General features: G+C 66.0%; 25 protein-coding genes and 1 rRNA gene. 6 read left to right on the top strand and 20 right to left on the bottom strand.

What is annotated here, in order from left to right; genetic code table 11:
• Positions 1-10: 10 nt before the first annotated feature.
• From BMW72_RS02345 to BMW72_RS02335, 3 genes are read right to left on the bottom strand one after another with little or no spacing between them, the layout of a single operon-like run.
• Positions 11-1,063 (bottom strand): acyltransferase family protein, encoded by a 1,053-nt coding sequence (locus BMW72_RS02345; RefSeq protein WP_092106905.1) that lies wholly within the window; start codon positions 1,061-1,063, stop codon positions 11-13.
• Complete coding sequence (locus tag BMW72_RS02340; protein WP_092106903.1) at positions 1,060-2,130, bottom strand: acyltransferase family protein; 1,071 nt, start codon at positions 2,128-2,130, stop codon at positions 1,060-1,062. Before BMW72_RS02340 ends, BMW72_RS02345 begins: the two co-directional genes overlap by 4 nt.
• Positions 2,127-3,467: an O-antigen ligase family protein gene (locus BMW72_RS02335; protein WP_092106901.1), complete on the bottom strand. Its 1,341-nt coding sequence runs from the start codon at positions 3,465-3,467 to the stop codon at positions 2,127-2,129. The genes BMW72_RS02340 and BMW72_RS02335 overlap by 4 nt, the downstream gene beginning before the upstream one ends.
• 230 nt (positions 3,468-3,697) lie before the next feature.
• On the opposite strand from BMW72_RS02335, the gene BMW72_RS02330 reads away from it, so the two are divergent.
• Positions 3,698-4,633 carry a hypothetical protein gene (locus BMW72_RS02330; protein ID WP_092106899.1) on the top strand — a complete coding sequence of 312 codons (936 nt, stop codon included), beginning with the start codon at positions 3,698-3,700 and terminating at the stop codon, positions 4,631-4,633.
• A gap of 16 nt (positions 4,634-4,649) precedes the next feature.
• Complete coding sequence (locus BMW72_RS02325; protein ID WP_166787733.1) at positions 4,650-6,002, top strand: oligosaccharide flippase family protein; 1,353 nt, start codon at positions 4,650-4,652, stop codon at positions 6,000-6,002.
• Here BMW72_RS02325 and BMW72_RS02320 read toward each other — a convergent pair.
• From BMW72_RS02320 to BMW72_RS02275, 10 genes are all read right to left on the bottom strand, one after another.
• Positions 5,999-6,952: a glycosyltransferase family 2 protein gene (locus tag BMW72_RS02320; RefSeq protein ID WP_092106895.1), complete on the bottom strand. Its 954-nt coding sequence runs from the start codon at positions 6,950-6,952 to the stop codon at positions 5,999-6,001. The two genes, BMW72_RS02325 and BMW72_RS02320, sit on opposite strands and share 4 nt — an antisense overlap.
• Positions 6,953-7,021: 69 nt before the next feature.
• Positions 7,022-7,978 (bottom strand): prolyl aminopeptidase, encoded by a 957-nt coding sequence (pip, locus tag BMW72_RS02315; RefSeq protein ID WP_092106893.1) that lies wholly within the window; start codon positions 7,976-7,978, stop codon positions 7,022-7,024.
• A gap of 50 nt (positions 7,979-8,028) precedes the next feature.
• Positions 8,029-8,721 (bottom strand): response regulator, encoded by a 693-nt coding sequence (locus BMW72_RS02310; protein WP_092106891.1) that lies wholly within the window; start codon positions 8,719-8,721, stop codon positions 8,029-8,031.
• Positions 8,718-9,959: a sensor histidine kinase gene (locus tag BMW72_RS02305; protein WP_092106889.1), complete on the bottom strand. Its 1,242-nt coding sequence runs from the start codon at positions 9,957-9,959 to the stop codon at positions 8,718-8,720. The genes BMW72_RS02310 and BMW72_RS02305 overlap by 4 nt, the downstream gene beginning before the upstream one ends.
• Positions 9,960-9,975: 16 nt before the next feature.
• Entirely contained in the window at positions 9,976-10,815 is an 840-nt protein-coding gene (locus BMW72_RS02300) for a hypothetical protein (protein ID WP_092106887.1), read from the bottom strand.
• On the bottom strand, positions 10,812-11,744 hold the full coding sequence (locus BMW72_RS02295; protein ID WP_092106885.1) for an ABC transporter ATP-binding protein: 933 nt from the start codon (positions 11,742-11,744) through the stop codon (positions 10,812-10,814). The genes BMW72_RS02300 and BMW72_RS02295 overlap by 4 nt, the downstream gene beginning before the upstream one ends.
• Before the next feature lie 147 nt (positions 11,745-11,891).
• The gene (locus tag BMW72_RS02290; RefSeq protein ID WP_092106883.1) at positions 11,892-14,012 is read right to left on the bottom strand and encodes an acyl-CoA dehydrogenase family protein; all 2,121 of its coding nucleotides are present in this window, start codon (positions 14,010-14,012) and stop codon (positions 11,892-11,894) included.
• 176 nt (positions 14,013-14,188) lie between these two features.
• The gene (gene recQ, locus BMW72_RS02285; protein WP_092106881.1) at positions 14,189-16,243 is read right to left on the bottom strand and encodes a DNA helicase RecQ; all 2,055 of its coding nucleotides are present in this window, start codon (positions 16,241-16,243) and stop codon (positions 14,189-14,191) included.
• A 66-nt stretch (positions 16,244-16,309) separates the two neighbouring features.
• Entirely contained in the window at positions 16,310-17,011 is a 702-nt protein-coding gene (locus BMW72_RS02280; protein WP_166787732.1) for a copper resistance CopC family protein, read from the bottom strand.
• A gap of 4 nt (positions 17,012-17,015) precedes the next feature.
• Positions 17,016-17,747, bottom strand: coding sequence for a YcnI family copper-binding membrane protein (locus BMW72_RS02275; protein WP_166787731.1), 732 nt, complete (start codon positions 17,745-17,747; stop codon positions 17,016-17,018).
• A gap of 300 nt (positions 17,748-18,047) precedes the next feature.
• On the opposite strand from BMW72_RS02275, the gene BMW72_RS02270 reads away from it, so the two are divergent.
• On the top strand, positions 18,048-18,986 hold the full coding sequence (locus BMW72_RS02270; protein WP_092106875.1) for an EamA family transporter: 939 nt from the start codon (positions 18,048-18,050) through the stop codon (positions 18,984-18,986).
• A gap of 161 nt (positions 18,987-19,147) precedes the next feature.
• On the opposite strand, the gene BMW72_RS02265 is transcribed toward BMW72_RS02270, so the two are convergent.
• From BMW72_RS02265 to paaA, 6 genes are read right to left on the bottom strand one after another with little or no spacing between them, the layout of a single operon-like run.
• Positions 19,148-19,921: an enoyl-CoA hydratase/isomerase family protein gene (locus BMW72_RS02265; RefSeq protein WP_092106873.1), complete on the bottom strand. Its 774-nt coding sequence runs from the start codon at positions 19,919-19,921 to the stop codon at positions 19,148-19,150.
• Between the two features lie 29 nt (positions 19,922-19,950).
• Positions 19,951-21,111, bottom strand: coding sequence for a 1,2-phenylacetyl-CoA epoxidase subunit PaaE (gene paaE, locus BMW72_RS02260; protein WP_092106871.1), 1,161 nt, complete (start codon positions 21,109-21,111; stop codon positions 19,951-19,953).
• Positions 21,111-21,671 carry a 1,2-phenylacetyl-CoA epoxidase subunit PaaD gene (gene paaD / locus BMW72_RS02255; protein WP_092106869.1) on the bottom strand — a complete coding sequence of 187 codons (561 nt, stop codon included), beginning with the start codon at positions 21,669-21,671 and terminating at the stop codon, positions 21,111-21,113. Before paaD ends, paaE begins: the two co-directional genes overlap by 1 nt.
• A complete protein-coding gene (gene paaC / locus BMW72_RS02250) occupies positions 21,665-22,519 on the bottom strand; it encodes a 1,2-phenylacetyl-CoA epoxidase subunit PaaC (protein ID WP_241983915.1) in 855 nt (284 codons plus the stop codon). The genes paaD and paaC overlap by 7 nt, the downstream gene beginning before the upstream one ends.
• Positions 22,516-22,821 carry a 1,2-phenylacetyl-CoA epoxidase subunit PaaB gene (gene paaB, locus BMW72_RS02245; protein WP_092106867.1) on the bottom strand — a complete coding sequence of 102 codons (306 nt, stop codon included), beginning with the start codon at positions 22,819-22,821 and terminating at the stop codon, positions 22,516-22,518. The genes paaC and paaB overlap by 4 nt, the downstream gene beginning before the upstream one ends.
• Complete coding sequence (gene paaA / locus BMW72_RS02240) at positions 22,818-23,804, bottom strand: 1,2-phenylacetyl-CoA epoxidase subunit PaaA (RefSeq protein WP_092107562.1); 987 nt, start codon at positions 23,802-23,804, stop codon at positions 22,818-22,820. The genes paaB and paaA overlap by 4 nt, the downstream gene beginning before the upstream one ends.
• 192 nt (positions 23,805-23,996) lie before the next feature.
• Between paaA and paaI the strand changes: the two genes are divergently transcribed.
• Genes paaI through BMW72_RS02225 form a run of 3 tightly spaced genes read left to right on the top strand, consistent with a single transcriptional unit; the run spans position 23,997 to position 26,404 of the window.
• Positions 23,997-24,425: a hydroxyphenylacetyl-CoA thioesterase PaaI gene (gene paaI, locus BMW72_RS02235; protein ID WP_092106863.1), complete on the top strand. Its 429-nt coding sequence runs from the start codon at positions 23,997-23,999 to the stop codon at positions 24,423-24,425.
• Positions 24,426-24,443: 18 nt separating this feature from the next.
• Complete coding sequence (gene paaK, locus BMW72_RS02230) at positions 24,444-25,763, top strand: phenylacetate--CoA ligase PaaK (protein ID WP_092106861.1); 1,320 nt, start codon at positions 24,444-24,446, stop codon at positions 25,761-25,763.
• 41 nt (positions 25,764-25,804) lie between these two features.
• Complete coding sequence (locus tag BMW72_RS02225; protein ID WP_092106859.1) at positions 25,805-26,404, top strand: TetR/AcrR family transcriptional regulator; 600 nt, start codon at positions 25,805-25,807, stop codon at positions 26,402-26,404.
• Positions 26,405-26,558: 154 nt separating this feature from the next.
• Here BMW72_RS02225 and rrf read toward each other — a convergent pair.
• Positions 26,559-26,675 (bottom strand): 5S ribosomal RNA (gene rrf, locus BMW72_RS02220).
• Between the last annotated feature and the right edge of the window lie 177 nt (positions 26,676-26,852).

The raw sequence follows: 26,852 nt of genomic DNA, 5'->3' as shown, positions 1-26,852 counted from the left end.
TTACGTCAAATTAACTTTCTGAGTCGACGAGATCACGGTCACGCTTCGGACTGCCGACCCAGGATTTGACCGGCACGGTGAAGACCCCCGGAATGGCGTGAAATTGCCGGTGCAGTGCCAGAGCGAGCATGATGGCACCGGCGCAGAGCAGTGGCGGCAAGAGGGTGGCCACTGCGGGCCCAATTTGCACGTCGAAAGCGACCAGGACGGCCGCGAGCGCTGTCATCGGAAGGGTATGCACGAGGTAGATCGGTAGGGTGCGTGATCCAAGCGCACGCACGAAGTCGAAGGCCGGCAGGCGGGCGAGTACCACGGCGACGGTGATGCCGACGACGACGGCGAGCGTGCTCAGTACCAGCAGGACGAACGGAACCCTCGTGAGAGCCAACTTTGTGGTGACGACCACCAAGCCGGCATATCCAACGCAGAAGAACACAACGTGCCACCACCGCACGAAGGGAACGAGGCGACGAACCATGGGCCCCAGATAGATCGCGGCGATGAAGAACACCAGGTACTTGCCCATCTTGTCCCACGGCGAGCCGGTGTGCAGCAGCTGACTTCCAAACAATACCGCGACGGCCGCGGTGAGCCCGATTTGCAGCAGCGGAGGCCACCGACGCATCAGCCAGGCCAGGGTGAAGAACAACGGCAGCGCGTAGATGAACCACAGGTTGGGGCTGGGTCGCACGAACAGTGTGACGAGGCTCGCCCAGGTGGCGTTGGGCGTGCCGGTCGGGCTGATCGGCGGCAGAGCGAGTAAAAACAGCGTCTGCAGGGTGACCCACGCGATATAGAGATACAGGAGCAGCGATATCCGCTTACGAAACAACTGCCGGTACGCCAAGCGGATGGCCGACGCCGCCAGGATTCCCGACATGAAGAAGAACAGGGGCATGCGAAACGTGTCGAACAGCGGGTTGAGTGGGGCGAGCGCGCCCGCCAGACCGACCTCGTCGAGGTACATGATGGCGTGATAGAGCACCACCAGGGTGATCGCGATGCCCTTGGCGACGTCGATCCAGGCCTCACGGGGCGCTGTCGACGCTGCTGCCGCTGTCATGTCGGTTCCTCGCCCGGTCGGACCGGGCGAATCGAGCGCTTCCGGCGGTGATCGAACGCGGTGACGAACGGCGGCGGCTCATAGGCGTAGCGCAGAACGCTGCGTGAGGCGAACCGGTGGAGCGCGAGGGCCAGCAGCACGGCCGTGAGCGCGAGTAGGGGTGGCAGGACGGGCGCGATGACGGCGACCGGGGCGAAGAGAATCGGCAGAGAGAGTGCGAAGGAAATCAGGATGACGATGGGGGTGTGTGCCAGGTAGATCGGCAGGGTGTTCCGCCCGACCGCACCGAACCAGTGCGCACCGCGCAGGGTTCGGCTGAACGCTATGCCGCCGACGACACCGACCAGGCAGTTGAGAAAATACACGCCGAAGACGTCGCGCAGGCCCAGCAGCGTGACGGCGGCGGTGACGGCCATCCACATCAGCATGGCGGTACCGATGAGCAGCCGGTTGTCCACCGCACCGATGCGAATGATCCAGGTGCGCAGGTAGATGCCGGCCAGAAAGAAGAAGTAGTACTTGAGGGACCCCGACCAGCCAACGTTGGCCGTCTCGAGTCCGCTCAGCGCCACGATCGATACTGCACCGGACATGACGAGTTGCAGACCGGGGTTCAGCCGCCGGCTGAGTTTGGCCACCACGAAGAAGATCGACAACGCCCAGATGAACCAGAGTTCAAACCGCGGCAGGATCGGGGAGACGACGAGGCCCAGAATGGCCTGGCGCAGGCCAAAACCCTCGCCCTTCATGGTCTGCCCAAGAAGAAAGACGACTGACCCGATGACCTCCCAGAGCAGAAAAACCCAGAGGTAGAGGCGCACCTTGACCGTCCACAGGTCGCGCCACGGCTTGAGCAGCCATTTAGGGGCGAACAGCCCGGACAAAACGAAGAACAGGGGCATACGCATCGACGACAGGGCGTCGTTGATTTCTCGCCAGTAGGGAATGTCGAAACCGGCCCCGAGCAGCCAATTCGCCGAGTGGAACATGGCCACGAGCAGGATGGCGATTCCCCGACCGGTGTCTACCCAACCGATTCGTTCGATCGCCGGCCTGGTGGCGCTCATGGCCGGAACCGAGCCGGTGGGGCGCCGGGGAGCGTGGGCCGTAGCAGCGCAGCATCCGTTTCGGTCGGCACCCTGCGGGTGATGAGCAGTCCGAGAACGAGCACCAGCAGCACCGAGGAGCTGAAGAACGGGCCGAAGAACATAAACCAAACGGCCTTGACCCCGAGGTAGAGCAGCACAGCACTCGCCGTGTTGGCTGACACGTGCACGCCGACGCTGCGCACGATGAGCACGAGAATGATCACGGCGAGCAGCAGGCCGGGAATGCCGAAACTCGCCCAGAAATCGCCGATGATGGAGTGCAACTCGACGTGCCCGCCGAACATGTAATTCTCAACGTAGCCATTGTTCGGGTCGTAGTTGATCGCGGCCATTCCCGTCTTGGCCGCGAGGATGTCCTCGGGATTGGGCGCGGTACCCACGCCGAAACCCCACGGCTGATGCTGCATCAGGGCAATGGTCGCGGCGACTTCGGGACGGCCACCGAGGATGAGGGACCCGGCCTCCTCGAGCTGGGCGAGCGTGCGCTTCTGGGTTGCCTCGCCGAGGGCCCCGTCGAGGATGAGTGCCTGGATCACGTTGAAGACGATCAGGGCGAGGGCGCCGAGTCCCAACAGGGCGCGCAGCGCGGACTTGCCACGCGTGGGCCGGGTGGGGCGCATCTGCCAGACGACCAGCAGAACCGTGAGAAGCATGAACGCGAAGGTGGAGCGGGCGTCCGTGAGGGTAGCGACGACCGTCAACAGCAACGCGACGGCCAGTTCCAGCCAGCGGCGGCGAAGCTGCAGGGTGATTCCGAGCAGCAAAATGGTCAAGGCTACGGAATAGCCGAATCGCCACGGGTTCGCCGCGTACAATTCGCTGCTCGGCGACACGCCGAGCAGGATTCCGGCACCGTACCAGATGGCGATCTGGGAGTCAGGCAGAACCGTGCGCGCCCAGAGCACGAAGCCGACGCCGGAGAGCAGCCCGACCAGACCGGCGATCGCGCCGAAGGCCTGGCCGAGGCTCGTGTCGTGCGTGGGTGCCGACAGCGCGGTGAGCCACAGCCCGGAGCCGATCGCGATCACTCCGGCGAGCACGAACAGTCGGGCGCCCCAATACTGGCGCAGCACCGGGAACCACACCGGAAACAGCGCCACACAGGCCAGCACTCCCACGGTCACACCCTGATCGATCTCGAGGCGCATGGCTACGATGACCAGAACGATCACGGCGATGAATTTGTTGACGACGGGTGGAGCCTGCGCAATAAAAAGGCCGGCGCGGGTGCGCGGGGGCGGCATCGGGGCGCGGCGCGCCGCGGTGCCGTCGGTGGAGCGCACCTGAAAGGACAATAGCCACCACCAACCGGGCCGCACAGGAACGATTCGGGCACCGATTCCTGTTGCGCAGCCGCATCGTGCCTAACAATAGACGGCCCTGACCAGAAGCGACAAGGGCAACACTGCTCAAAGTGAGTGATTTTCATCCCCCCAAGAAGGGGGCGCGGGCATGGGTGGTGCGGCCTGTATAGTGGCGATTTCGTGAGAGATATTCATCGTGCGACCGGAAGCAGCCTGTGGTCATGTATAGATTCGATCGGCTCGTCGCCGACCTGCGCCACGACCCGGCCGCCCTCGTGCAGCGCGCAGTGGTCCGGCTGCGGCTTGCCGCCCTGCGGTTGAGCAACCGGCTCAGCCGACGATCGGTAACCGGGTCGGGCGCCGTCGTGGTGAATTTGACCTCGTACGGCCATCGGATCGACCTGGTGTTTTATGCCCTCGAGACAATCGCCGCCGGACGAATTCGCCCCCGACGGCTTATCCTGTGGCTCGACGACGCCGCGACACTCGCGAACCCGCCGGCCACCCTCCGTCGCTTGCAGCGACGGGGTTTGGAAATTCGATCCTGCCCCAACTTCGGTCCGCACAAAAAACAGTATCCCTACGCGCTGACCGGGCCAACACTCCCCCTGGTGGCCGCCGACGACGACGTACTGTACCCGCGCAGGTGGCTGGCCGAGCTGCTCGAGGCGGCCGCGCAACATCCGCTCGACGTGACCGGTCAACGCGCCCACACGATCACCTTCGAAGGCGACCGGGTGGCACCGTATGCCCGGTGGGTCGCCGCCCGCGGCACCACCTTCAGCTTTCGAACACTCTGCACCGGCGTCTCCGGCATCTACTACCCGCTCGGACTGCTGCAGGCCCTGCGCGCCGAGGGGGACCACTTTCTGCGCGTCGCTCCGCGAGCCGACGACCTGTGGGTCTACGCGGTCGCTGTGCGGCACGGCATTCGTGCGGGCCAGGTCGGCGAGCAGCAGGCGGAGTATCCGGCGATTCCGGGTTCGCAACGCGGCACCCTCTATCGGCAGAACGTGACGGAAGGCGGCAACGACGCGCAGTTCGCGGCGTGCGTGGGCGAGCGGGAACGCGAGCGGATGCTGCGCGACGACCCCCACGATTCGGGCCCGCTGCCGGGGGTACCGCTGGGCCAGGTGGTGAGCGGCGATGGCGCTTAGGCGGCCTCGCGGGCCGGTGCCACGGCCCGCCCCGCCGATCGTCGCCCCGGCCACCACGCGCCCGGCGGCTACGAACTCCGTGTCGCGCAATATGACGATCGCGCTGATCGGAAACGCTTTTCCCCCGCTCGTCGCGCTCTTTTCCGGTCCAATCCTGGCCCAGGCCCTCGGTGTCGACGGTCGTGGTGCGGTGGCCGCTGCCACGGCGCCGCTCGCCCTCGTGGTCACCGTGGCGACCTTCGGTGTTCCCGAAGCCGTCACCTGGGCGATTGCCCGCAACCCCGCGCTGGCCCGCAACGCCTCGAACCGGGGCATGCTCATCATCGTTGTCGCCGGGCTACTCGCCATGGGCGCCGTCGCCCTGTCAGCGGCCTGGCTCAGCGGCGGCGATCCCACGGTGCAGCAGCTCATCCTGGTGGCCTGCCTCGCCATCGTGCCCAACCTGCTGGTCGGCGTGTTCCGGGGGGTGGCATCCGCTACCCAAAGCTGGCGGCTGGTCGCGCTGGAACGCATCGTCACGTCATCGCTGCGGCTCGCCGTGCTGATCCCGTTCTGGCTTACCGGCACCCTGACTCCGCTCGTGGCGACGATCGCGGTAGCGGCGATGCCGGTGACCGGGCTGTTCGTCTACATCGGTCGCATGCGCACCCTCGACCCGCGTGCCTTCGACGTGCCGCGGGAGGCCCGCACAGCCGGGTTGCTCAGCTATGGCCTGCGAATCTGGGTCGGATCGCTGTCGGGAATTCTGCTGTCGCGGCTCGACCAGGTACTCATGACGCCGTTCGCCGGCACCTACCAGCTTGGGCTGTACGTGGTCGCGGTGAGCGTGAGTGAGCTTCCGCTGATCATCAACCAGGCGGTGCGTGACGTGACCTTCGTGACGGATGCCGCCGATTCCGTCGACGCGCGCCTCGCGTCGTCCGCCCGCATCAGCACACTGCTGAGCGGCTTGGCGGCCCTGTTCTTGGGGATCACCATGCTGTGGTGGCTGCCGTTTTTGTTCGGCGAGGATTTTCGACCGGCCCTGCCGGTGGCCGCCGTTCTGCTCGCTGCGGTGGTCTTCGGCACTCCTGGGTCGATCGGCGGTTCCGGCCTGAGCGCGCGCGGTCGCCCTGGGCTGCGCAGCGTGTCTCTGCTGATCGCCTGCCTGGTGAACATCGCCCTGCTGATCGTGTTGGCGCCGATGCTCGGGGCGATGGGGGCTGCGCTGGCCACACTGGCCGGTAATTTGATCTCCAGCAACCTGAATCTGCTGTTCCTGTATCGCCGGTTCGGCATCAACCCGCTGAAGTTCTACGGTGTGCGGCGGGTGGACTTCGTGACCCTGCGTGAGTACGCGAAACGGTTCACCCGGCGGCGCAAGCGCTAGATCGTGCGGGTCGGTGCCGCTGTGGGCCCGGCCGCCGGATCCGGTCGGTAGGCGAGGCCGTCACGAAGCCCCCGGGCCGCTGCGATCAGCGGCCGCACCGAGGTCAACAGCTGACGTCGGCCGCCGCGGGCGATGACCTCCCAGGCCGCCGGCACGCTGCGACGACGCCAGCGTCGCCGGTCGGGGGCGTCGAGGTTGCGGGCCGCGTAGACCAGGCGGTTGCGCACGTTGTAGTAGTAGTAGGAGTACGACTTGGCCTGTCCGGCGCTGTGCTGGCCACCGCCCTGGGTACCGCCCTGCGCGTGGGTCGCCTGGGCGTCGGCACAGACCGCGACAGTTCCCCCCACCTGCAGCGCCCGCTGCGACAGCTCGACATCTTCCCAGTACAGAAAATAGTCGTCGCTGAACCCACCGATCCGACACCACAGCTCGTCACTGACCAGCAGGCAGGCCCCGCTCAGCCACGGCGTGGTACGCGCGCCCGGGTGGTCAGTGCGTCGACGCGTCGCGCGCACCCGACCGTCATCGAGGTACAGGTCGCTGCCGTCGAACCACACCGTGCCGTCGGGCCGCAGGATGCGGGGCGAGACCAGGGTGAGCGGATGCTCGCTGACCACATCGAGCAGGCGGGCGACCTGGTCGGCGACGATGGCGGCATCCGGATTCAACAACAGGAAGTGCGCACACCCATTCTGTTGCGCCCGAGCGACACCGACGTTCATGCCTCCGCCGAAGCCGAGGTTGGTCGGCGACAGCACGTGTTGCCAGCCTTCCCGTTCAGCGAGCGCGCTCACCCGGTTCTGCTCGGCCACGTCGGTGAAGTTGTCGACGACGACGACCGCGAGCCCCGGCGCCGATCGGGAGAGCGGTTGCAGGTTCTCTTCGAGCAGGGCCGACGACCCGAAGTTCACCACCACGACGGTGAGGGAGGTGAGGTTCGTGTCGGTCATGCGGTCAGTATTGCAGATCGACGCACACAACCTGACAACTTCTCAACGCACCGCGCTGTTCTCCGAGCTTCACCCCGCGAAGCGGTCGGTCGCCTCGATGAGGGCGTCGAGGATGCCGGGCTGGTCGAAAGCATGGCCGGCGTCGGGAATCAGGTGGAATTCGGCTTCCGGCCAGCTCTTGTGCAGGTCCCAGGCGGTGAAGGCCGGGGTGCACATGTCGTAGCGGCCCTGCACGATGACGCCGGGAATGTCGGCGAGGCGGGTGGCGTTGTCGATGAGCTGGTTGGGCGTGAACCAGCCCTTGTTGGTGAAGAAATGGTTCTCGATCCGCGCGAAGGCCACCGCGAAGGCCGGATCGGAGAAGTGCGCGATCTTGTCGGGTTCTTGCAGCAGGGTGATCGTCGACGATTCCCAGGTTGCCCACGCCACGCCGGCGCGTTCCCGCACGAACTGGTCGGGATCGTGCAGCAGTCGGCCGTAGGCCTCGATCAGATGACCGCGTTCGGTTGGCGGAACCGGCGCGAGGAACGATTCCCACAGGTCGGGGTAGATGGCCGCGGCGCCGCCTTCATAAAACCAGTCCAGCTCGACCGGGCGCAGGGTGAAGATGCCGCGCAGAACGAGTTCGGTGACCTTCGCGGGGTGGGTCTCGGCGTAGGCGAGAGCGAGGGTGCTGCCCCAGGATCCGCCGCAGACCAGCCAGCGGTCGATTCCGAGGTGCTCCCGCAGCATTTCCAGGTCGGCCACCAGTGTCCACGTGGTGTTCACGCTCAGGTCGGCGTCGGGCTCGCTCGCGTGCGGCGTACTCAGGCCGCAACCGCGTTGGTCGAACAGGATGATGCGGTACTTCGCCGGGTCGAAGACGCGACGCTGGTTCGGGCTCGACGCGCCGCCCGGGCCGCCGTGCAGGTACACCGCCGGCTTACCGTCTGGATTGCCGGAGGCTTCCCAGTAGATGGTCTGGTTGACGCCGACATCGAGCATGCCGGTTTCGTAGGGTTCGAGCTCGGGGTAGAAGGTACGCATTGCTCGAGCCTATGCCCCCGGGTGGGAGGCCACGAGTTGACCAGGTCTGGTCAGCGGCCGACCAGGCCTTGTTCGTAAGCCAGGATGACCGCCTGCACTCGGTCACGCAGGCCGAGCTTGTGCAGGATGCGGCCGACGTGGGTCTTGACCGTCGATTCGGAGAGAAAGAACCGCTCGGCCAGTTCGGTGTTGGAGAGACCCTCGGCGATGGCGAGGAAGACCTCGGTCTCACGATCGGTGAGTGCCGCGAGGGCCGTGCCGGTGCCCGCGTCGGGCGCGTCGACCTGGGGCAGTTGGGTACCGAACAGGTCGAGCAGACGTCGCGTGACGCGCGGTGAAACGGATGCCTCGCCGGAGACCACGGTACGGATCGCGGTGATCAGCTCCCCCGGTTCGGCGTTCTTGAGCAGGAAGCCACTCGCCCCGGCACGCAACCCGCCGAACGCGTACTCGTCGAGGTCGAAGGTCGTCAGGATGATGATGCGGGTGTTCGGCTGGGCCGCCATGATCTGCCGGGTGGCCTCGATGCCGTCGAGCCCCGGCATGCGCACATCCATCAGGATGACCTGCGGGCACACGCTTGCGGCGAGCGCGATCGCCTGCGCGCCGTCGCTCGCCTCGGCGACGACGCGCAAGTCGTCTTCGGCTTCCAGCACCATGCGAAAACCCACGCGCAGCAACGCCTGGTCGTCGACGAGCATGATCCGGATCGGATCCGGCCGCGCGGTCTCAAAAACCGTCATGTCTCATCCTCATACGTCATCGACGCGTGCACCCGCCAGCCGTCGTGGAGTCCGGCGCCGGCTTCAAAGGTTCCTCCATAAATAGCCACCCGTTCCTGCATGCCGATCAGGCCACGACCGAAACTCCGAGCGCTCGGTTCGCGGCGCTGCCGGCCATTGTCACTGACCGTGACCTCGGCCATGCCTGGCGCCGAGTTCAGGCGAACCACGACGCGGGTCGGAGTATCGGCGTAGCGCAGCACGTTGGTGAGCGACTCCTGCACCAGCCGAAAGATGGTCAGCTGCACGCTCGGATTAGCCGGCTCGCGCCCACTCCGTTCCAACACGACCGGAAGCCCGGTCGAGCGAAAGGATTCGACCAGGTCGGCGAGTTGATCGATGCCCGGCTGCGGCTCGCGCGGGGCCGGCTCCGAGCCGACATCGAGCACCCCGAGCAGGCGCCGCATCTCAATCATCGAGCGGCGCCCGGTGACCGCGACGTCGAGCATCGCCGCACGGGATCGCTCCACATCCTTGGGGGCGATGGCGTGGGCACCGTCAGCAAGAGCCACCATGACCGAGAGGCTGTGGGCGACCACATCGTGCATTTCACCGGCAATGCGCGCCCGTTCGGAGATGCGCGAAAGCTGGGCCTGCTGGTCACGTTCCCGGGTCAGTTGCGCGGCCAGGTCAAGTAGGGAGGCCACATAACGTTTACTGTTTCCCATGTTGACCCCGACCAGGGTCGCGGCGAGCATCATGATCGCCACCTGAATGACGACCGGAATCCAGGGCGCCTCGGCCGGGTCGTCGGTCAGCCAGGCTGCCAGACCCGCCAGGAGCGTCGAGGTTCCGAACCCGATCCAGGCGCTGCGCACGTCGGAGTACACCGCGACCGCGTAGAGCGCGAGCAGCTGGGCGATCAGGTGAACCTCGCCGTAGTCGGCGAAGGTGAGCAGGCCGATCCAGGTCACGGCCAAAACGAGCCGCGGCATCCGTCGGCGAAGGAACAAAGCCGCGGCCAGAAGTACCACGATAGCGGCGTTCAGAAGAACGTCGGCGAGTGGTGCGGGGTCGGCATCGAGCAGGTTGAGCACCAGGGTGAGCGCCGTCGGCACGACGTAGATCGCCGCGATGAGGGCGTCGGCCAGGTGCGGATGCCTGGTCCAGAACCTCCGTACGATGCCGGGCGGGGTCGGCAGACGCAGTTCTCCCCCCGGCGTCAGTGCGCGCCCGGGGGGAGAACTGTTGCGGCTCATTCTTCGATGGTACGGGTCAGGCGTCGCGGCGCTTGAGCAGCAGCGCGGCCGCACCGAGACTCACAACGACCCAGGCGAGCACGACGAGGAAGGCCTGCCAGGACTCCATAGTGGTCGGGGTGATCATCTCGGAGCCGGCCACGGTGAACATGAACGGCACGATGTCGGCGACCCACTCGACGAGCAGCGAGAACAGGGCCACAACCGTGGGCAGCAGCAGGATGATTCCGAGCACCGTGGCGATTCCGCCTGCGCTGCTGCGCACAATGGTTCCGATGCCGATGGCGAACACAGCGATGAGGCCGAGGAACAGCGCATTGCCGAGCAGCGGCAGGATCACCCCAACATCGAACAGGTTCGCGGTCATGCCCTTGGCTCCCAGGATGGGCGTGGCCACGAGGAACGAGCCGACGACGCTGAACAGGCCCACCGCAAAGGTGAATCCGAACAGCACAAAGACCTTGGCCCACAGTGCAGGCAGACGGTTGGGCACCGCGGTGAGCGTCGACCTGATCATGCCGCTGGAGTACTCCCCGCTGATCGAGAGCACACCGAGGACGGCGACGATCAGCTGGCCGAGGCTCAACCCCGATGTGGCGACCATGACGAACAATTGGTCGTTGTCGATGCCCATGGCACCGGCGGAGTCAACCCCGGAGGTCATGGCGAACGCCATGAGCACCGCGATGCCGAGCGAGGCGAGGACGACGAGGGAGAAGCTCCAGTAGGTGGAGCGCAGGCTCCACACCTTGATCGACTCGGAGCGGAGCAGGCCGATGAAGCTGAGCCCGGACCCGGTCGGGACGAACGATGCGCGGGCTGCGGCCGGCTGGGTTGAGTTGATTACGGCGCTCATCGAGCGACCTCCGCTTCGGTCTGGGTATCGCCGGTGCGGTACTCCACTTCGTTCTGGGTCAGTTTCATGTAGGCGTCTTCGAGTGAGGCGCTCACCGCCGTGAGCTCGTGCAGGGAGATCTGCGCGGCCGCAGCGCGGTCACCGATCTCGTTGACGGTCAGTCCGCTGATCTCGAGCACGTCCTGCTCCAGGTTGGTGATGGTGACATCCGCCTGCGCGAGCAGGCTGGCCAGGGCTGCGGTGTGCGGTGTGCGCACGCGAACCGTGTTCTGCGCGGCCGAGGCGATGATGTCGGCGACCGAGGCATCCGCTATCACGCGGCCGCGCCCGAGCACGATGATGTGGTCGGCGGTGAGTGCCATCTCGCTCATGAGGTGCGAGGAGAGCAGAACGGTACGCCCCTCGGCCGCGAGCTGCTTGGTGAGCTTGCGTACCCACTGCACGCCCTCCGGATCGAGGCCGTTGACCGGCTCGTCGAGGATGAGGGTGGCCGGGTCGCCGAGCAGCGCAGCGGCAATGCCGAGGCGCTGCCCCATGCCGAGGGAGAATCCGCCGACGCGCTTGCGGGCGACGGACTCGAGACCGGTGAGGTTGATGACCTCGTGCACCCGGCTGGTGGGGATGCTGTGGGTTGCGGCCATGGCGCGCAGGTGGTTGTAGGCGCTGCGACCGGTGTGTACCGCCTTGGCATCGAGGAGCACGCCGACCTCGCGCAGCGGCGCCTTGTGCTCGTGGTACGGCTTGCCGTTGACGATGACCGAGCCGGCGCTGGGGCGATCCAGACCGACGATCATGCGCATCGTGGTGGACTTGCCTGCACCGTTCGGCCCGAGAAAACCGGTGACCTTGCCGGGCTGCACGGTGAAGTCGACCGCGTCGACCGCCGTCTTGCTTCCGTAGTGCTTGGTCAGGGACTGTGCCTGGATCACGACTGCCTCATTCCGTTGATGGGTGAGGCCCCGTTTCGTGCCGCGAAGCCCCCATACCCCAAGATACGGAATGAGATCTTTGTGGCGCATCAACCGAGGGGATGGTTGTGCGCCACCGGTGTCGTACCTGAGTACGACGTTTGCGAGCTACTTTCTGGCCGGCTTCACGGCCGGTTTCTCTGCGGCGGGCGCACTGCCGGAGGCCCGCTGCTCGGCATAGTAGTCGCGGGCTTCGGCCTGGCGCTCGGCTTCGATGCCGCTTGCGATCGTGGCCCGCAGGTGGTCGGGCGAGTAGCCGAACGCGTCGACCAGGTCGAGGGCATATGGGCGGATGCGGGCGATCAGCCGGTCGATGTAGGCCGTGACGGCTTGGGCGCGCTGGGCGGACAGCCGACCGTGGATGAGGTACCAGGCCAGGTTCTTCTCGACCAGTCCGAGGCCGAACAGGTCGCGCAGCCAGGTGAGCACCTGCCTGGTGCCGGAATCCATCGGAGCGTCGAGGGCGCGGGTGAACGATTCCCATTGCAGCAGTTCGCCGTGGGCGCGTGCCGCTTCGATGAGCTCGTTCTGGTGCGCGTTGAACAGGTCGGCGGCTTGCTTCTTGGGCAGCTTTGTGGCACCGCGCAGCTTGCCGGCGACTTCGCCGATCATGCTCTCCACCCGATCGGTGAGCAACTCGCGCTGCACGTCGGCATCACGGAGGGCGCCGACGGAACGGGCCGTGGACCCGCGGTCGAAGACGGTCTGACCGAGGGTGCGCAGCCCGGTGCCGTGGTAGGCGCGACCGGCGGCGTGCTGGACGACGTAGCGGGCGAGGGCACCGGCATCCGCTGTGGCGAACTTGCGGCTGTAATCGGTCAGCAGGCGCTTGGCGACGAGCTGCAGCAGTACGTTGTTGTCGCCTTCGAAGGTGGCGAAGATGTCGAGGTCGGCGCGCAGGCCGACGAGGCGGTTCTCGGCGAGGAAGCCAGCACCCCCACAGGCTTCGCGGGCTTCCTGCAGGGTGTCGAGCGCGTGCCAGGTGGAGAGCGGCTTGAGAGCGGCGGCGAGAGTTTCGAGATCTTGCCGGTCGTCGTCGGTGTCGGCCTTGCCGCTGAACACCTCGTCGAACTTCACCAGAAACTCGTCGTGCGCGAAGGTTTGTGCGTAGGTCGTGGCGAGCCGGGGGAACAATCGGCGCTGGTGCCGCTGGTAGTCGAGGATCACCTCTTCGTCGGTGTCGCTGCCGGCGGTGAACTGGCGGCGCTGGCTTCCGTAGGTGATGGCGATGGTCAGGGCCAGAGCGGATGCCGCGGTGGCGGCCCCGTCGAGCGACACGCGCCCCTGCACCAGGGTGCCGAGCATGGTGAAGAAGCGGCGGCCGGGGCTGGATATCGGGCTCGTGTAGGTGCCGTCTTCGGCGACGTCACCGTAGCGGTTGAGCAGGTTTTCGCGGGGAATGCGCACGTCATCGAAGTGCAGCCGGCCGTTGTCGATGCCGTTGAGGCCGCCCTTGAGGCCGTCGTCTTCGCCGCCGATACCGGGCAGGAAGGTGCCGTCGGCGCCCCGAATCGGCACGTAGAAGGCGTGCACGCCGTGGTTGACGCCCTGGGTGATGAGCTGCGCGAACAGCACGGCGGCGATGCCGTCTTTTGCCGCATTGCCGAGGTAGTCCTTCCAGGCGGCGCGGAACGGGGTGTTGATGACAAACTCGCCGGTTTCGGCGTCGAAGGTGGCTGTGGTGCCGATGCTGGCGACGTCGGAGCCGTGGCCGATCTCGGTCATGGCGAATGCGCCGGGAACGGAGAGGTCCATGATGCCGGGCAGGTACTTGTCGTGGTGGTTCTTGGTGCCCAGGTGCAGCACGGCGGCGCCGAACAGGCCCCACTGCACGCCGCCCTTGATCTGCAGGCTCGGGTCGGCGATGACGAGTTCTTCGAAGCCGGCGATGTTTCCACCGTGGTCGTCGTGCCCGCCGAGGTGTTTGGGGAATGCACGCAGCACGTGACCGTTGGCAGCGAGCACCTTGAGCTGCTCGAGCACGCGCAGCCGGTGGTCGGCCATGGAGAGGCCCTCGATGCGCTGCATGTCGGGGCGCGCGGTGACCTCCCGGGCGGCGAGGCGCACGTCGGCCCAGGTGCCGAGCAACTGGCGGCCCAGCTGTTCAACGTTGACCGTGGGGGCGGTCGGGTCACCGACCGTCTTGATGGGGCCGGTGTCGATGCTGGCATCGAGGATGGGGTCGATCGTCGTCGATCGGGTGCTGGAGCGCTGTTTCGTGTCAACCATGGTTGGTCCTAACTGTTCGCGCGAAAGTGGTGTTCGCAACGTTAGGACCGCGTGGTCGCGGTCGTGAAACGCGCGGTGCGGGGGCGACAACGTTATACGCCACCCACGGCATTCGTTTTGTAGATTACACACAACTCTTGGCACTGCTGACCTGCGCTCACCCACAACTAACGCGGTCAGGCGGAACCGGCCACGACTTCGAGCAGGGCTGCTCCGTAGGCCTCGAGCTTCTTGGCGCCGATACCGGTGATGCCGTCGAGCCCGGCAAGGGTCGTCGGGCCCGCCGCGGCGACCGCGATGAGGGTCGCATCGCCAAAGACGATGTAGGCCGGAACACCCTGCTCCTTCGACTCGGCGGACCGCCAGACACGCAGCGCCTCGAACAGAGTCTCTTGCTCGGTGCTGAGGTCGGCGGCGGCGACCTTCGCGGCGCTGGGGCGACGGGCGGCACTCGACCGCGCCGGGCGGTCGGGTTCCCGCCGCAGCTGCACGTCGCGACGGCCGCCGAGAACGTCCGCCGCGGCATCCGTCAGCACCAGGGTGCCGTATTCGCCGGAGGTGGCGAGCAGACCCTGGGCCAGCATCTGACGCACAACGCCGCGCCAGGATTGGTCGCTCAGGTCGGCGCCCAGACCCCAGGTACTGAGTTCGGTATGTCGGTACTGGGTGGCTCGGGGGGTCTCCTTGCCCCGGAGAATATCGATGAGGTGCCCGGCGCCGAACTTCTGGTTGCGTTCGCGGTGCAGGCGCACGATGGTGGAGAGCAGTTTCTGGGCGGGGATGGTGCCGTCCCAGGCTTCGGGCGGTTCGAGGCAGGTGTCGCAGTTGCCGCAGGGTTCGCTGCTCTGGCCGAAGTAGCGCAGCAGGTTGACCCGGCGACAGTGCACGGTTTCACACAGGGCGAGCATGGCGTCGAGGTGGGCGGAGAGCTTGCGCCGGTGGCCGAGATCGCCCGGTGACTCGTCGATCATGCGGCGCTGTTGCACCACGTCTTGCAGGCCGTAAGCGAGCCAGGCCGTGGCCGGGGCACCGTCGCGGCCGGCGCGACCAGTCTCCTGGTAGTAGCCCTCGACCGATTTGGGCAGGTCGATGTGGGCGACGAAGCGCACGTCGGGCTTGTCGATGCCCATGCCAAACGCGATCGTGGCCACGATGACGACGCCCTCCTCGCGGAGGAACCGACTCTGGGTGCGGGCGCGCAGACCCGCGTCGAGGCCGGCGTGGTACGGCAGCGCGTTCACGCCGTTCTGGCGCAAAAATTCGGCGGTCGCATCGACGGTCTTGCGGCTGAGCGCGTAGACGATTCCGGCGTCGCCCGGGTGCTCGGACTTCAGGAAGGACAGAAGTTGTTTGCGCACCTCGGATTTGCCGACGATGCGGTACTGGATGTTGGGCCGGTCGAAGCTCGCCACGAAATGCTTGGCGTCGCCCATTTGCAGGCGGGTGGTGATCTCTTGGTGTGTGGCGTCGGTGGCCGTGGCGGTGAGCGCGATGCGCGGTACGTCGGGCCAGCGGTCGGCCAGTTCACCCAGCGCGAGGTAGTCCGGCCGAAAATCGTGCCCCCACTGCGACACGCAGTGCGCTTCGTCGATGGCGAACAGGGCGATGGTGCCGCGTTCGAGGAGCCGCTTGGTGGCCTCATTGGAGAGCCGCTCCGGAGCGACGTAGAGCAGGTCGAGGTCGCCGCCCAGGTAGTCGCGTTCAACCTGATTGCGGGTGGCGGAATCCTGGCTGGAGTTGAGGAACTCGGCGCGCACACCGACGGCGGTGAGGGCATCCACCTGGTCTTGCATGAGGGCGATGAGCGGCGAGACGACGATGCCGGTGCCGGCTCGCACGAGCGCCGGAATCTGGTAGCAGAGGCTCTTGCCGCCGCCGGTGGGCATGAGGACGACGGCATCTTTGCCGTCGACGACCTGCGCGATGATCTCAGCCTGATCGCCACGGAAGGAGTCGTAGCCGAAGACGGTGTGCAGGGCTTCGGCCGCGGAGGTGAACTTGCGAGTCGCCGCGCGAATGGGAGCGGTGGCGCGGGCGGGCGGTTGCTGTGAAGCGGATGCGGCACCCGAGTAAGCCGGCTGTTGGCTGTACTGCCGATCCCCGAGGTCCCGGTCGAACTCGGGCGGTGGTGCGTCGTAGTCGTCCGGGGCGTCGAAATCGCTCGGGCCGTCGACGGAACGGGGCGGTTCGACATCGTCGGGGTTCTGGGGTAGCTCAGCGTTCCAACTCACCTGTACAACTTTACCCGGGCCCCCTGACACGTTGCCCCTGCCCCGTTTCCAGCCACAGGAGCGGGCTCAGGATCGGGGGGTGCGGCGCAGCAGGAGCAGGGTCACGGTGACCGCCAGAAGCACTGCGCCCAGGGTCCCGCCGATCCAGGCGAGAGCAGAGAGGGAACTGTCAGCTGCAGTGTCTGCGGGGGGCGAGGTGGCGGCATCCGTGGCTGCGGCATCCGCTTCGGTGCCGCAGGTCGGAGCCGTGGCCGCGCCCCCGGCGAGCGTCTGACCCGCCGCCGGCTGCCAGTCGAAACGGAATTCGTCGGAGATGGCATGGCCGTCGGTGGAGACCGTCTGCCAGATCACCGTGTACTCCCCCGCAGCGCCGAGCTGCGCCGCAGTCTCGACCGTGGCACCCGACACGCTCGCGCAGCCGTCACCGTAGAACAGCGGCGCGCTGGCCGGCCCGGTGACGACCATCGCGCTGCCAGACCCGGTTCCGCCGAGATCGAGCAGAAGGTCACTGGTGGTGACCGAGAACAGGCCGGGTTGCTCGGTCACCACGGCGTCGGCGGCCGGCGACGAGCCGACGACATAGTTGTGAGCGGAGGCAGGGGTAGAGCCCCAGCCGAGGGCCGCGGCAGCAACGACGATCGCGAAGACGGCGCTGGCCGTTCGGCGAACCGTCCGGCCGGGCGATCTACTCGCACCGGCAGCTGCCCGGCTGGCCGGCCGGCCAGCCGATGTACCGACCTCGCCGCGAGCCGTCGTGTTGCCGCGCATGCCGCTAGACCGACTGCTTGCGGCGCGCGGTGACGGCCAGCACGATGCCGACGGCACCGACGACGAGTCCGCCGGCACCCAGCACGCGGGCCAGAATGTCATCGGCGGATGCGGCCGTGGCCGGTGCGGCCGTGGCGTCATCGTGCGTGGCGACCGTTTCGGCGTCGGTGTCGGCATCGCTGTGTCCGTGCGCGTCACCGGTGGCTGCGGTGACCGTTATGAACGGAGCCGGGAGGGCCGGTTCGTCCTCGCCAGAGACCGTGGCTTCGTTCCAGTTGGTCTCTCCCACTTCGCAGGTTTGCAGCACGGGAAATGCAAGCGTCTCACCCTCGGAATCAGCGGGCAGCTGCAGGCTCAACGCAAACGTGTCGCGAAAACCGTCGGGAAGAGGGGTCACGGCGGTGTATCTGACCTGGCCGACCCGGGTAGTGATGTCGTTGCCCTGGCCGTCGTCGATCGGCGTAGCGAGATCGACAGCGACTTTTTCGACGGTCCAGCCCGGGTTCACTGTTGGGGAGACGCTCGCGATGCTCTCGGGAATGTCAATGGTCATCGTCGACGTCGACGAGCCTGCGCAGCCGTGCGCGGTCGAGAACGTGAGCACGGTATATGCTCCGGCGCCGGTCGCGTCGGGGGTCACGGACACGTGGGCGCTGGCCGCGAGCGGCGCCGCGAGGGCAAGCATCATTCCCGCAGCGAGCGCGGAGGCTGCGATGAGGGGGGTCGTGAACTTCATGATCATCCTTAAACTGTGGGGTGCTCGAAACGACGACCGCCAGCAGTCCGGGCGCTGAGGTGCCGCCCGGCGCGTGCGACAGAGCCGCGACAAAGATCGAGAGAATGGCAACGATCCAGCCGCGCGCAAAGCTGGCCCAGCGTGTGTGCATGTGACCCCTCTCCGGCTCACACCACAGTAGCCGACCGACCCGGCAAGAAGACTGGCCCGAGCGGCTGGCCCGAGCGGCTGGCCCGAGCGGCTGGCGGGCTGGCCGGCATCCGCTTATCAAGGTACCGGGCGACGCTAGGCTGGTGGCCTATGTTGACCGCGTTTTTTGGACTCACCGGGGCCGTGATCTTCGGCTCCGCAGACTTTCTCGGCGGGCTCGCCGCCAAGCGCATCAGCGCCGTGCTCGTGACCGCCGTCGCGGCGACCTCCGGGCTGGTGGTTTTGCTGCTCCTGCTGCCCTTCGTCGCCGGCGAGTGGTCGGCGTCTGCCGTGATCTGGGGTGCTCTGTCCGGGATCACCGGTGCGCTGGCCATCTCACTGCTGTACGCCTGCCTCGCAATCGGGCCCATGAGCATCCTCTCCCCGTTGACCGCGGTGGTCTCGGCGATCGTGCCGATGACCGCCGGTCTGCTCGGCGGGGAGCGATTTCTGCCCATCGGCTATTGGGCGCTCGTACTGGCCCTGGTCGCGGTCGTGTTGGTCGGATTCGTGCCGGAGCGCGGTGCCGTTCGACCACGTCTGCTGGGCATTGCCATGGCGATCGGCTCTGGCACGATGATCGGTGCCTTCATGATTCTGATCGACCAGACACCGTCCGACAGCGGGCTGGTTCCGCTCGTTATGAACCGCGCCGTGAACGGCGGCATCATGTTCACCGTCGTCGGGCTGATCGCCCTGCGCACGCTGCACCGGCGACGCGCGAGGGCAGCCGCGCCTGTCCTGGTCGCGGCTGGCCGATCAGTCGGTGCAGCAGAGCTGAGCGAACCCGTTGCAACATCCGACCGCCTGGCTCTGCGAACCGGCCTGAAACTGGCGGTGGCCTGCGGGGTGATCGACGTGACCGCGAACTTTCTGCTGTTGCTCGGTTTGCGCTTCGGCGACCTGAGCGTCGTCAGCGTGCTCACGGCCATGTATCCGGCCGGTACGATTCTGCTCGCCGCCGTCGTTCTCAAGGAACGCATCGCGCCGGTGCAGTGGTTCGGGCTGGCCCTCGCGCTCGGTGCGGCCGGAATGCTCGCGATCGCCTGATTGCGGGTCGCACCCCGTGGCGTATTCAGGAAAAACTGCCAGCCCCCACCACTCACCCGCGTGGATCAGGGCAGCTGCAGTCCCGTCAGCGAGGAATTTCCTGAATTGGCCACGCGAGGGGGTGACGATTCGGCTCGCGGTTGGGCCAGCGCCCGTGCGCGTCAGGCGCGACCGGTAAAAACGGGCTTGCGCTTCTCCTGGAACGCCGCAAAGCCCTCGCGGTAGTCGCCGGTGGCGCACAGCGCGGCCTGGGCTGCGGTCTCGTCGCTCATGCTCTGCCAGAGTCCGAGTCGTTCATCGCGCAGCGACTGCACGAGTGCCTTGCTCGCCAGAAAAGCCTGCGTTGCACCGGATGCCGCGCGCGCGGCCGCCTGCACGGTTCGGTCGGTCAGGTCTGCGGCGGGAAAAACCTGGCTGAACAGGCCGCCGGCGACGGCTTCGGCCCCGGACATGAGGCGACCGCTGTAGATGAGGTCGAGGGTGCGGTGAGCGCCGAGGCGTTCCACGAACAGGGCGTGCCCGCCCGAATCCAGGGTGGCGCCGAGGTTCGCGAACGGGGAGCCGATCTTGGCGGTGTCGGCGACGTAAACGACGTCGGTGGCGATGAGCAGGCCGAGCCCCACACCGAGGCAGGCGCCGTGAGCGGCCGCGAAGGTCGGCGCCGGAAACCGGCTCATGCGCTGCAGCAGCGGGGTGACAAGGTCGCCGAGGTAGCCGAGCACATCGTCGGTGCGCGGATCGACCGCGGAAATGTCTCGTCCGGCGCAGAAGGCACGGCCCTCACCGCGCAGGACGAGCGCGCGCACGCCGGCCCGCTCTGCGGTTTGGTAGGCCGCGTCGAGTTCGACGATCGCCCCCTCATCGAGGGCATTGAGCTTGTCGGGTGCGTTCAGCACCACGTAGGCGACGTCGTTGTCTATCGAGAGGTCAATCACGGCATCCGCTTTCTTGAGTTCCAGGCGACCTAGACGTCGTAGTCGACGACGACGGTGTCGGTGGTCGGGTGCGACTGACAGGTCAGCACATATCCGCGGGCGATTTCTTCGGGTTCGAGGGCATAGTTCTCGGTCATGGTGACGTCTCCGCTGACCAGCTTGGCGCGGCAGGTTCCGCAGACGCCTCCGGCGCAGGCGAACGGCACGTCGGGGCGCACCCGCAGAGCGGCGTTGAGGATGCTCTCGTTCGCGTTGACCGGGGTGGTCACCGTGTTGCTCTGACCGTCGAGGGTGAACTCGATCTGGAAGGTTTTGTCGCCCTGGCCGATGATGACCGGCCGGCCGCGATCCCCGCTGGCCGCGGCGGGCTCACCGGTCGTGAACAGTTCGAAGCGCACGTGGGAGCGCTCCACGCCGGTGCTTTCGAGGGTGTCGCGGCACAGCTGCACGAGTTCGAACGGGCCGCAGAGGAACCATTCGTCGACCGAGGCCGGGCGCAGGATGGTGTCGAGCATGCGCCGAAACTTCTCTTCGTCGATGCGTCCGGAGAGTAGCGAGGAGGAGCGCTGCTCCCGGGAGAGCACGTGGTAGAGCGCGAGGCGGGCCGGGTAGCGGTCCTTGAGCTCGGCGAGGTCGTCGAGGAACATCACGTCGAGCGCTGTGCGGTTGGTGTAGACGAGGGTGAAGCTCGAGGTTTCCGAGGCGGCGAGCACGGTGTGCGCGAGCGCCATCAGCGGCGTGATGCCGGAGCCTGCGGCGACGCCGACGATGTGCTTATGATCGAGGTTGCGCAGGGTCGAGGTGAAGCTGCCCTGCGGGCTCATCACGTCGATTTCGTCGCCGGGATGCAGCTCGCTGTTGGCCCAGGTGGAGAAGGCGCCGCCGAGGTCGCGTTTAATGGCGACACTGATCTGTCCGCCGTTGCTGGTTTTAACACCGGCCGGCCGGCAGATCGAGTAGCTGCGCCGCAGTTCCTGGCCGTCGATCGTGGCGCGCAGGGCGAGGTGCTGGCCGGGAAGGTAGTCGAACGCACCCTGCAGTTTGGGCGGAACGGTGAAGGTGACCTCAACGCTGTCGGCCGTGAGTGGCCGCACCTCGGCCACGGTGAGGGTGTGGAAGCGCGCGCGATGCTTGACCGGCGCCAGCGTGGTCGCGCCCTGGATGGTGGATTCGAGACGTGTTGCAGCCATTAGAGCACCTTGAAGTAGTCGAACGGCTCGAGGCAGTCTCGGCATTCGTAGAGGGACTTGCAGGAGGTGGAACCGAAATGCGCGAGCTCACGGGTGTTGAGCGAGGAACAACGCGGGCACTTCACGGCCATTTTCAGACTGATCGGGCCGGCCGGTCCGGAGGCACGGGCCGTCGCATGCCCTGTGGGGGCGGCGATACCGTATTCCCGAAGCTTTGCTTTGCCGATCTCGCTCATCCAGTCGGTGGTCCAGGCGGGGCTGAGCACGAGGCGAACCGCGACGTTCTCATACCCGGCGCTCGTGAGCACCTCGAGCACATCGTCGCGCATGGCGTCCATCGCGGGGCATCCGCTGTAGGTCGGGGTGAGCGTGACGGCGACGGCATCATCGGTGACGGTAACTGAACGCAACACACCGAGGTCTTCGATCGTGAGCACCGGGATCTCCGGATCGACAACCTGAGCGGCGATTCTCCACGCGGCGAGGGACGCTGCGTCGGTGGGACGCGGCCGGGCTTCAGCTTCAATCCGTGCTGCGGTGGTGCCGGCGGTGGTCACCATGATGCTCCGGGGTGAGCGCGGGTGAGCACCTGCATCTCGGCGAGAAGAAAGGCGAGGTGCTCGGAGTGCTTGCCGGTGCGCCCGCCGCCGGAAGCGACGAATCCGCTGGGAATGTCGAGTTCGGCTTCGGCGAGCACCGGTGCGATGGCTGCGTCAAAGGCCGGTAGCAGGCTCGACGGGCGAACCGCGATTCCTTCGAGCCGGTCGATGAGCGGGTCGTCGCGAAAGATCTCTTCAACGTAGGGCCACAGGTCGGAGAACGCGGTGATCATGCGGCGGCGCGACTCGTCGGTGCCCTGCGCGAGGCGCAGCACCCACTGGGTGGAGTGGTCGCGGTGGTAGTCGACCTCTTTCACCGCCTTGGCGGCGATCGCGGCGAGCGTCGCATCAGCGGATGCCCGCAGCCGGCTGTACAGCTCGAACAGGTAATGGGCCACGATGAACTGACGCGCGATCGTGTGGGCGAAATCACCGTTGGGCTGCTCGACGATGTGCAGTGACCGAAAATCGGGCTCGGTACGCCAGTAGGCGAGATCGTCTTCGGTACGGTTCGACGCGGTGCCGGCGTAGTGCAACAGGGACCGGGCGTGCCCGATCAGGTCGAGGGCGACGTTGCCGAGGGCGACGTCTTCCTCGAGCTCGGGCGCGCGGGAGATCCAGGCGCCGAGTTGCTGGGCGAGGACGAGTGCGTCGTCTCCGAGCCACAGGGCGTATTCCGCAACGTCGGCCGTTGCGACGGACGCGCCTTCGATGAGCTCAGCGTCGAGGGTGGTGACGTCGACCGCGACGTGGCCGTGAATGTCTTCGGGGGTTTGGGCGGGGGCATCCGCTTCGATGTGTTCACTCACAGGTGTTTCACTCCCTCGCTCTTGGAGTAGTAGCTCGCGTGGCGGTAGTTCTTGCCGGCGGGAGATTCGAAGAAGGCACCCTTGGCGTCGGGATCACTCGTCGTGATGGCGGCGGCGGGGACTACCCAGACCGAGACGCCCTCGCTGCGGCGGGTATACAGGTCACGGGCATTGCGCACCGCGAGGGTTTCGTCGGGGGCGTGCAGGGATCCGACGTGCACGTGGCTGAGGCCGCGGTTGGAACGCACGAACACCTCCCAGAGGGGCCAGATTTCTGCTGCGGAATCGCCGGGAGTGGTCATGAGGCTGCCTTTTCAGATCGTTCGGACTGTTTGCGTGCATACGCTGCGGCTGCTTCGCGCACCCACTGGCCATCTTCGTGGGCGTCGCGGCGGCGCTGCAGCCGCTGGGCGTTATTCGGACCGCGACCGGCGAGCACCTCGTGAAACTCGGTCCAGTCGATCTCGCCGAGGTCCCACTGCTGGGTTTCTTCATTGAAGTGCAGGTCGGGGTCGGGCAGGGTGACGCCGAGCACGGCTGCCTGGGGAACGAGCATGTTCACGAAGCGCTGGCGCAGCTCGTCGTTGGAGTGGCGCTTGATCTTCCAGGCCATGGACTGCGCGGAGTTGGGAGAGTCGTCGTCGGGCGGGCCGAACATCATGAGCGCGGGCCAGTACCAGCGATTGACCGAGTCCTGAGCCATCTGGCGCTGCTCCTCGGTGCCAGCCATGAGCTCGAGCAGAATCTCGAAACCCTGACGCTGGTGGAAGGATTCTTCCTTGCAGATGCGCACCATGGCGCGGCCGTAAGGACCGTAGGAGGCACGGCAGAGCGGCACCTGGTTGCAGATGGCGGCACCGTCGACGAGCCAGCCGATCGAGCCCATGTCGGCCCAGCTCGGGGTGGGGTAGTTGAAGATCGAGGAGTAGCGCGCCTTGCCGGCGATGAGGGCGTCCGTCATGTCGTCGCGGGTGGCGCCGAGGGTCTGCGCCGCCGAGTACAGGTAGAGTCCGTGGCCGGCTTCGTCCTGCACCTTGGCGATGAGGATGGCCTTGCGCTTGAGGCTCGGTGCGCGCGTGATCCAGTTCGACTCGGGCTGCATGCCGATGATCTCGGAGTGCGCGTGCTGCGAAATCTGGCGCACGAGCGACTTGCGGTAGCCCTCCGGCATCCAGTCGCGCGGTTCAATGCGCGAATCGGCTTCGATCAAGTCGTTGAACTGCTGCTCTTCGACGCTGATAACGGCGGTTGCGCTCGTATCGGGCGTGATGGTGCTTGTCATCATCGGCTCCTGGTCTGCGTTGACTGTGGTGGTCGGATCGTTTTCGTGCACAAGCGGGTGACGCTAGGGTGATGCAGGTCGGCAATTGTGCGCACGGATACGAAATCTATTACCGACCGACCGTTCAGTTAGTATATAGTCACATTATCGGCCGGGCAACCCCGTCCGCCACGGCAACTCAACGAGGAGATCCGAATGACGCAAGCTCGCTCTGTCGGCAGTCAAGCCATGATGCAGCGCGATCGGGCATCCGCTTCTCTCGGAATGATCGTGCATCGGAACGAGCCGGGCCACTCGGTCGTCTCCATGATCGTGCGCGACGACATGCTCAACGGTTTTGATGTGACCCACGGCGGTTTCATCTTCGCCCTCGCCGACACGGCTTTCGCCATTGCCTGCAATGATTCACACCACGTCACCCTCGCCGCCGGCGCCGACATCACCTTTCTGAAACCAACCACGAGCGGCCAGACCCTGACGGCGACAGCGTTACTACGCGTGAAAAGCGGTCGCAGCGGCATCTACGATGTGCGCGTCACGGTAGATGACGATGTCACCGTTGCCGAATTTCGCGGCCGCAGCCGCACCACCAATCTGCCCGTCCCTGCCCGCAACCACCTCTAACTCCTTTCGGAAGGCCTCATGTCAACGCTGACCAAGACCCGTCTGCACGCACCAGCACTCGAAGAACTCGACGCTGCCGAGCGGATGTCCCAGGGTGAGATCCGCGCGCTGCAGCTCACCCGCCTGCAGCACACTGTGCGGCACGCCTACGAAAACGTACCTCTTTATACGCGAAAGTTCGATGCGGCCGGCGTGCACCCCGACGATATTCGCAGTCTCGAAGACGTGTCCTTGCTGCCGTTCACGACCAAGGAAGACCTGCGGGTGTCCTACCCGTTCGGCATGTTCGCTGTTCCGATGGACCAGGTTGCACGCATCCATACATCATCGGGCACCACCGGACTTCCGACAGTGGTCGGGTACACGAAGAACGATCTCGCCATGTGGGCGGGCCTGGTGGCTCGCAGCCTGCGTGCTTCTGGCGTGCGCCCCGGCATGAAGGTTCACAACGCCTACGGATACGGCCTGTTCACGGGTGGCCTTGGCGCCCACGCCGGAATCGAAGCGCTCGGTGCCTGCGCCATCCCCATGTCGGGTGGTCAAACCAACAAGCAGGTGCAGATGATCACCGACTTCGAGCCCGACGTCATCCTGTCGACGCCGAGCTACCTGCTCACAATCACCGACGCCATGGTCGCCGCCGGCCTCGACCCGCGCCGCTCGAGCCTCAAAGTCGGAGTGCTCGGCGCCGAGCCGTGGACCAACCAGATGCGCCGTGAACTCGAAGACCGGCTGGACTTCGACGCCCTCGATATCTATGGTCTGAGCGAGGTCATGGGGCCGGGTGTCGGCAACGAGTGCATCGAGTCCAAAGATGGCCCGCACCTCTGGGAGGACCACTTTTTGCCCGAGATCATCAACGGTGACACCGGGGTCACCCTGCCCGATGGTGAAACCGGTGAACTCGTCTTCACCTCGCTCACCAAGGAGGCTTTTCCGGTCATTCGTTACCGTACTCGCGACCTGACCCGTCTGCTTCCCGGCACGGCCCGTCCCGGCATGCGCCGCATGGAGAAGATCACCGGCCGCAACGACGACATGATCATTCTGCGCGGGGTCAACCTGTTCCCCACTCAGATCGAAGAGATCGTGCTCGGCATCGAGCACCTCTCTCCGCATTTCGTGCTCGAACTGACCAGGCCGTCGCGCATGGACGAGCTCACCGTGCGCATCGAGCGACACGAGCACACCGACGATGCGGCCTCAGCGGCCGCTCGTGCGCTGCTCATCGACCTGATCAAGGACCGGATCGGCTCCAGCGTCAATGTGCTCATCGTCGAACCGGGCACCCTCGAGCGCAGCACCGGCAAGCACAAGCGCGTCTACGACCTGCGCTGAACGGTCGTCGTCGGTACGCCCGCGTGAGAGACTCAAGACCTATGTCTGACGTACACACTCCTAAACGCGGGCGCCCCGGCTATGACCAGCGGGCCATTCTCGAGATCGCCGTCGCCGCGTTCAACGAATTCGGATATGACGCAACCTCCATGGGAGTGCTCGCGGCACGTCTGGCTCTCTCGAAGGCGGCAATTTACCACCACTTCTCGTCCAAGGATGAAGTTCTCCAGCTTGCCCTCGACGAGGCCCTCAATGGCCTGGAGGGTGTGCTCGTGGAGTGCGGTGCCGTGACCGGGACCGCTATCGATCGTTTGGCCTACGTGCTTCGCGGCGCCGTGCAGGTTCTCACCTCACGCCTGCCCTACGTGACGCTCCTCCTGCGGGTTCGGGGGAACACCGATGTTGAGCGCCTCGCGCTGACCCGGCGTCGCGCCTTCGACCGCGCCGTTTCCGTTCTGGTTATCGAGGCACGCGATGAGGGTTCGTTGCGCAGCGACATCGATCCGCGGGTCGTGACTCGTCTGCTCTTCGGCATGGTTAATTCAATCGCCGAATGGTACCGCCCGGAGGGACCGGAAGATGCCGCGCAGCTCGCCAACGACGTGCTGGCCGTTGCCCTGGACGGCTTGCGGCGCCGCTAGGACGCGCCAGGACAAGGAAGGGCCACGCACAGTGTGCGTGGCCCTTCTTTGCTTTGTCGGCTACGCACGTTAAACGCAGAACGGCCACCCTTTCGGGTGGCCGTTAACGCAGAAAGGCCACCCGGGGGTGGCCTTTCTGGTCGTTCTAAGTTAAGTCCGGCGGTGTCCTACTCTCCCACAGGGTCCCCCCTGCAGTACCATCGGCGCTGAGAGTCTTAGCTTCCGGGTTCGGAATGTGACCGGGCGTTTCCCTCTCGCTATAGCCGCCGAAACATCTTCCGATGAATCGAATCTATATTATTCAATTATAGAGCCCTCAATGATGAGGGTTTGTTCTCGACCGTACATCGAGAACCACATAGTGGACGCTAAAGCAGCTTCTTCAAACTGAAGTGTTATCAAATTATCGGCTTATTAGTACCGGTCAGCTCCATGGGTCTTTAGTCCC

Origin of the sequence: Cryobacterium luteum, assembly GCF_900110125.1 — a bacterium.
Classification (GTDB): Bacteria; Actinomycetota; Actinomycetes; order Actinomycetales; family Microbacteriaceae; genus Cryobacterium; species Cryobacterium luteum.
Note: the sequence above shows the minus strand (reverse complement) of the source record. Positions and strands in the feature narration are given on the sequence as shown.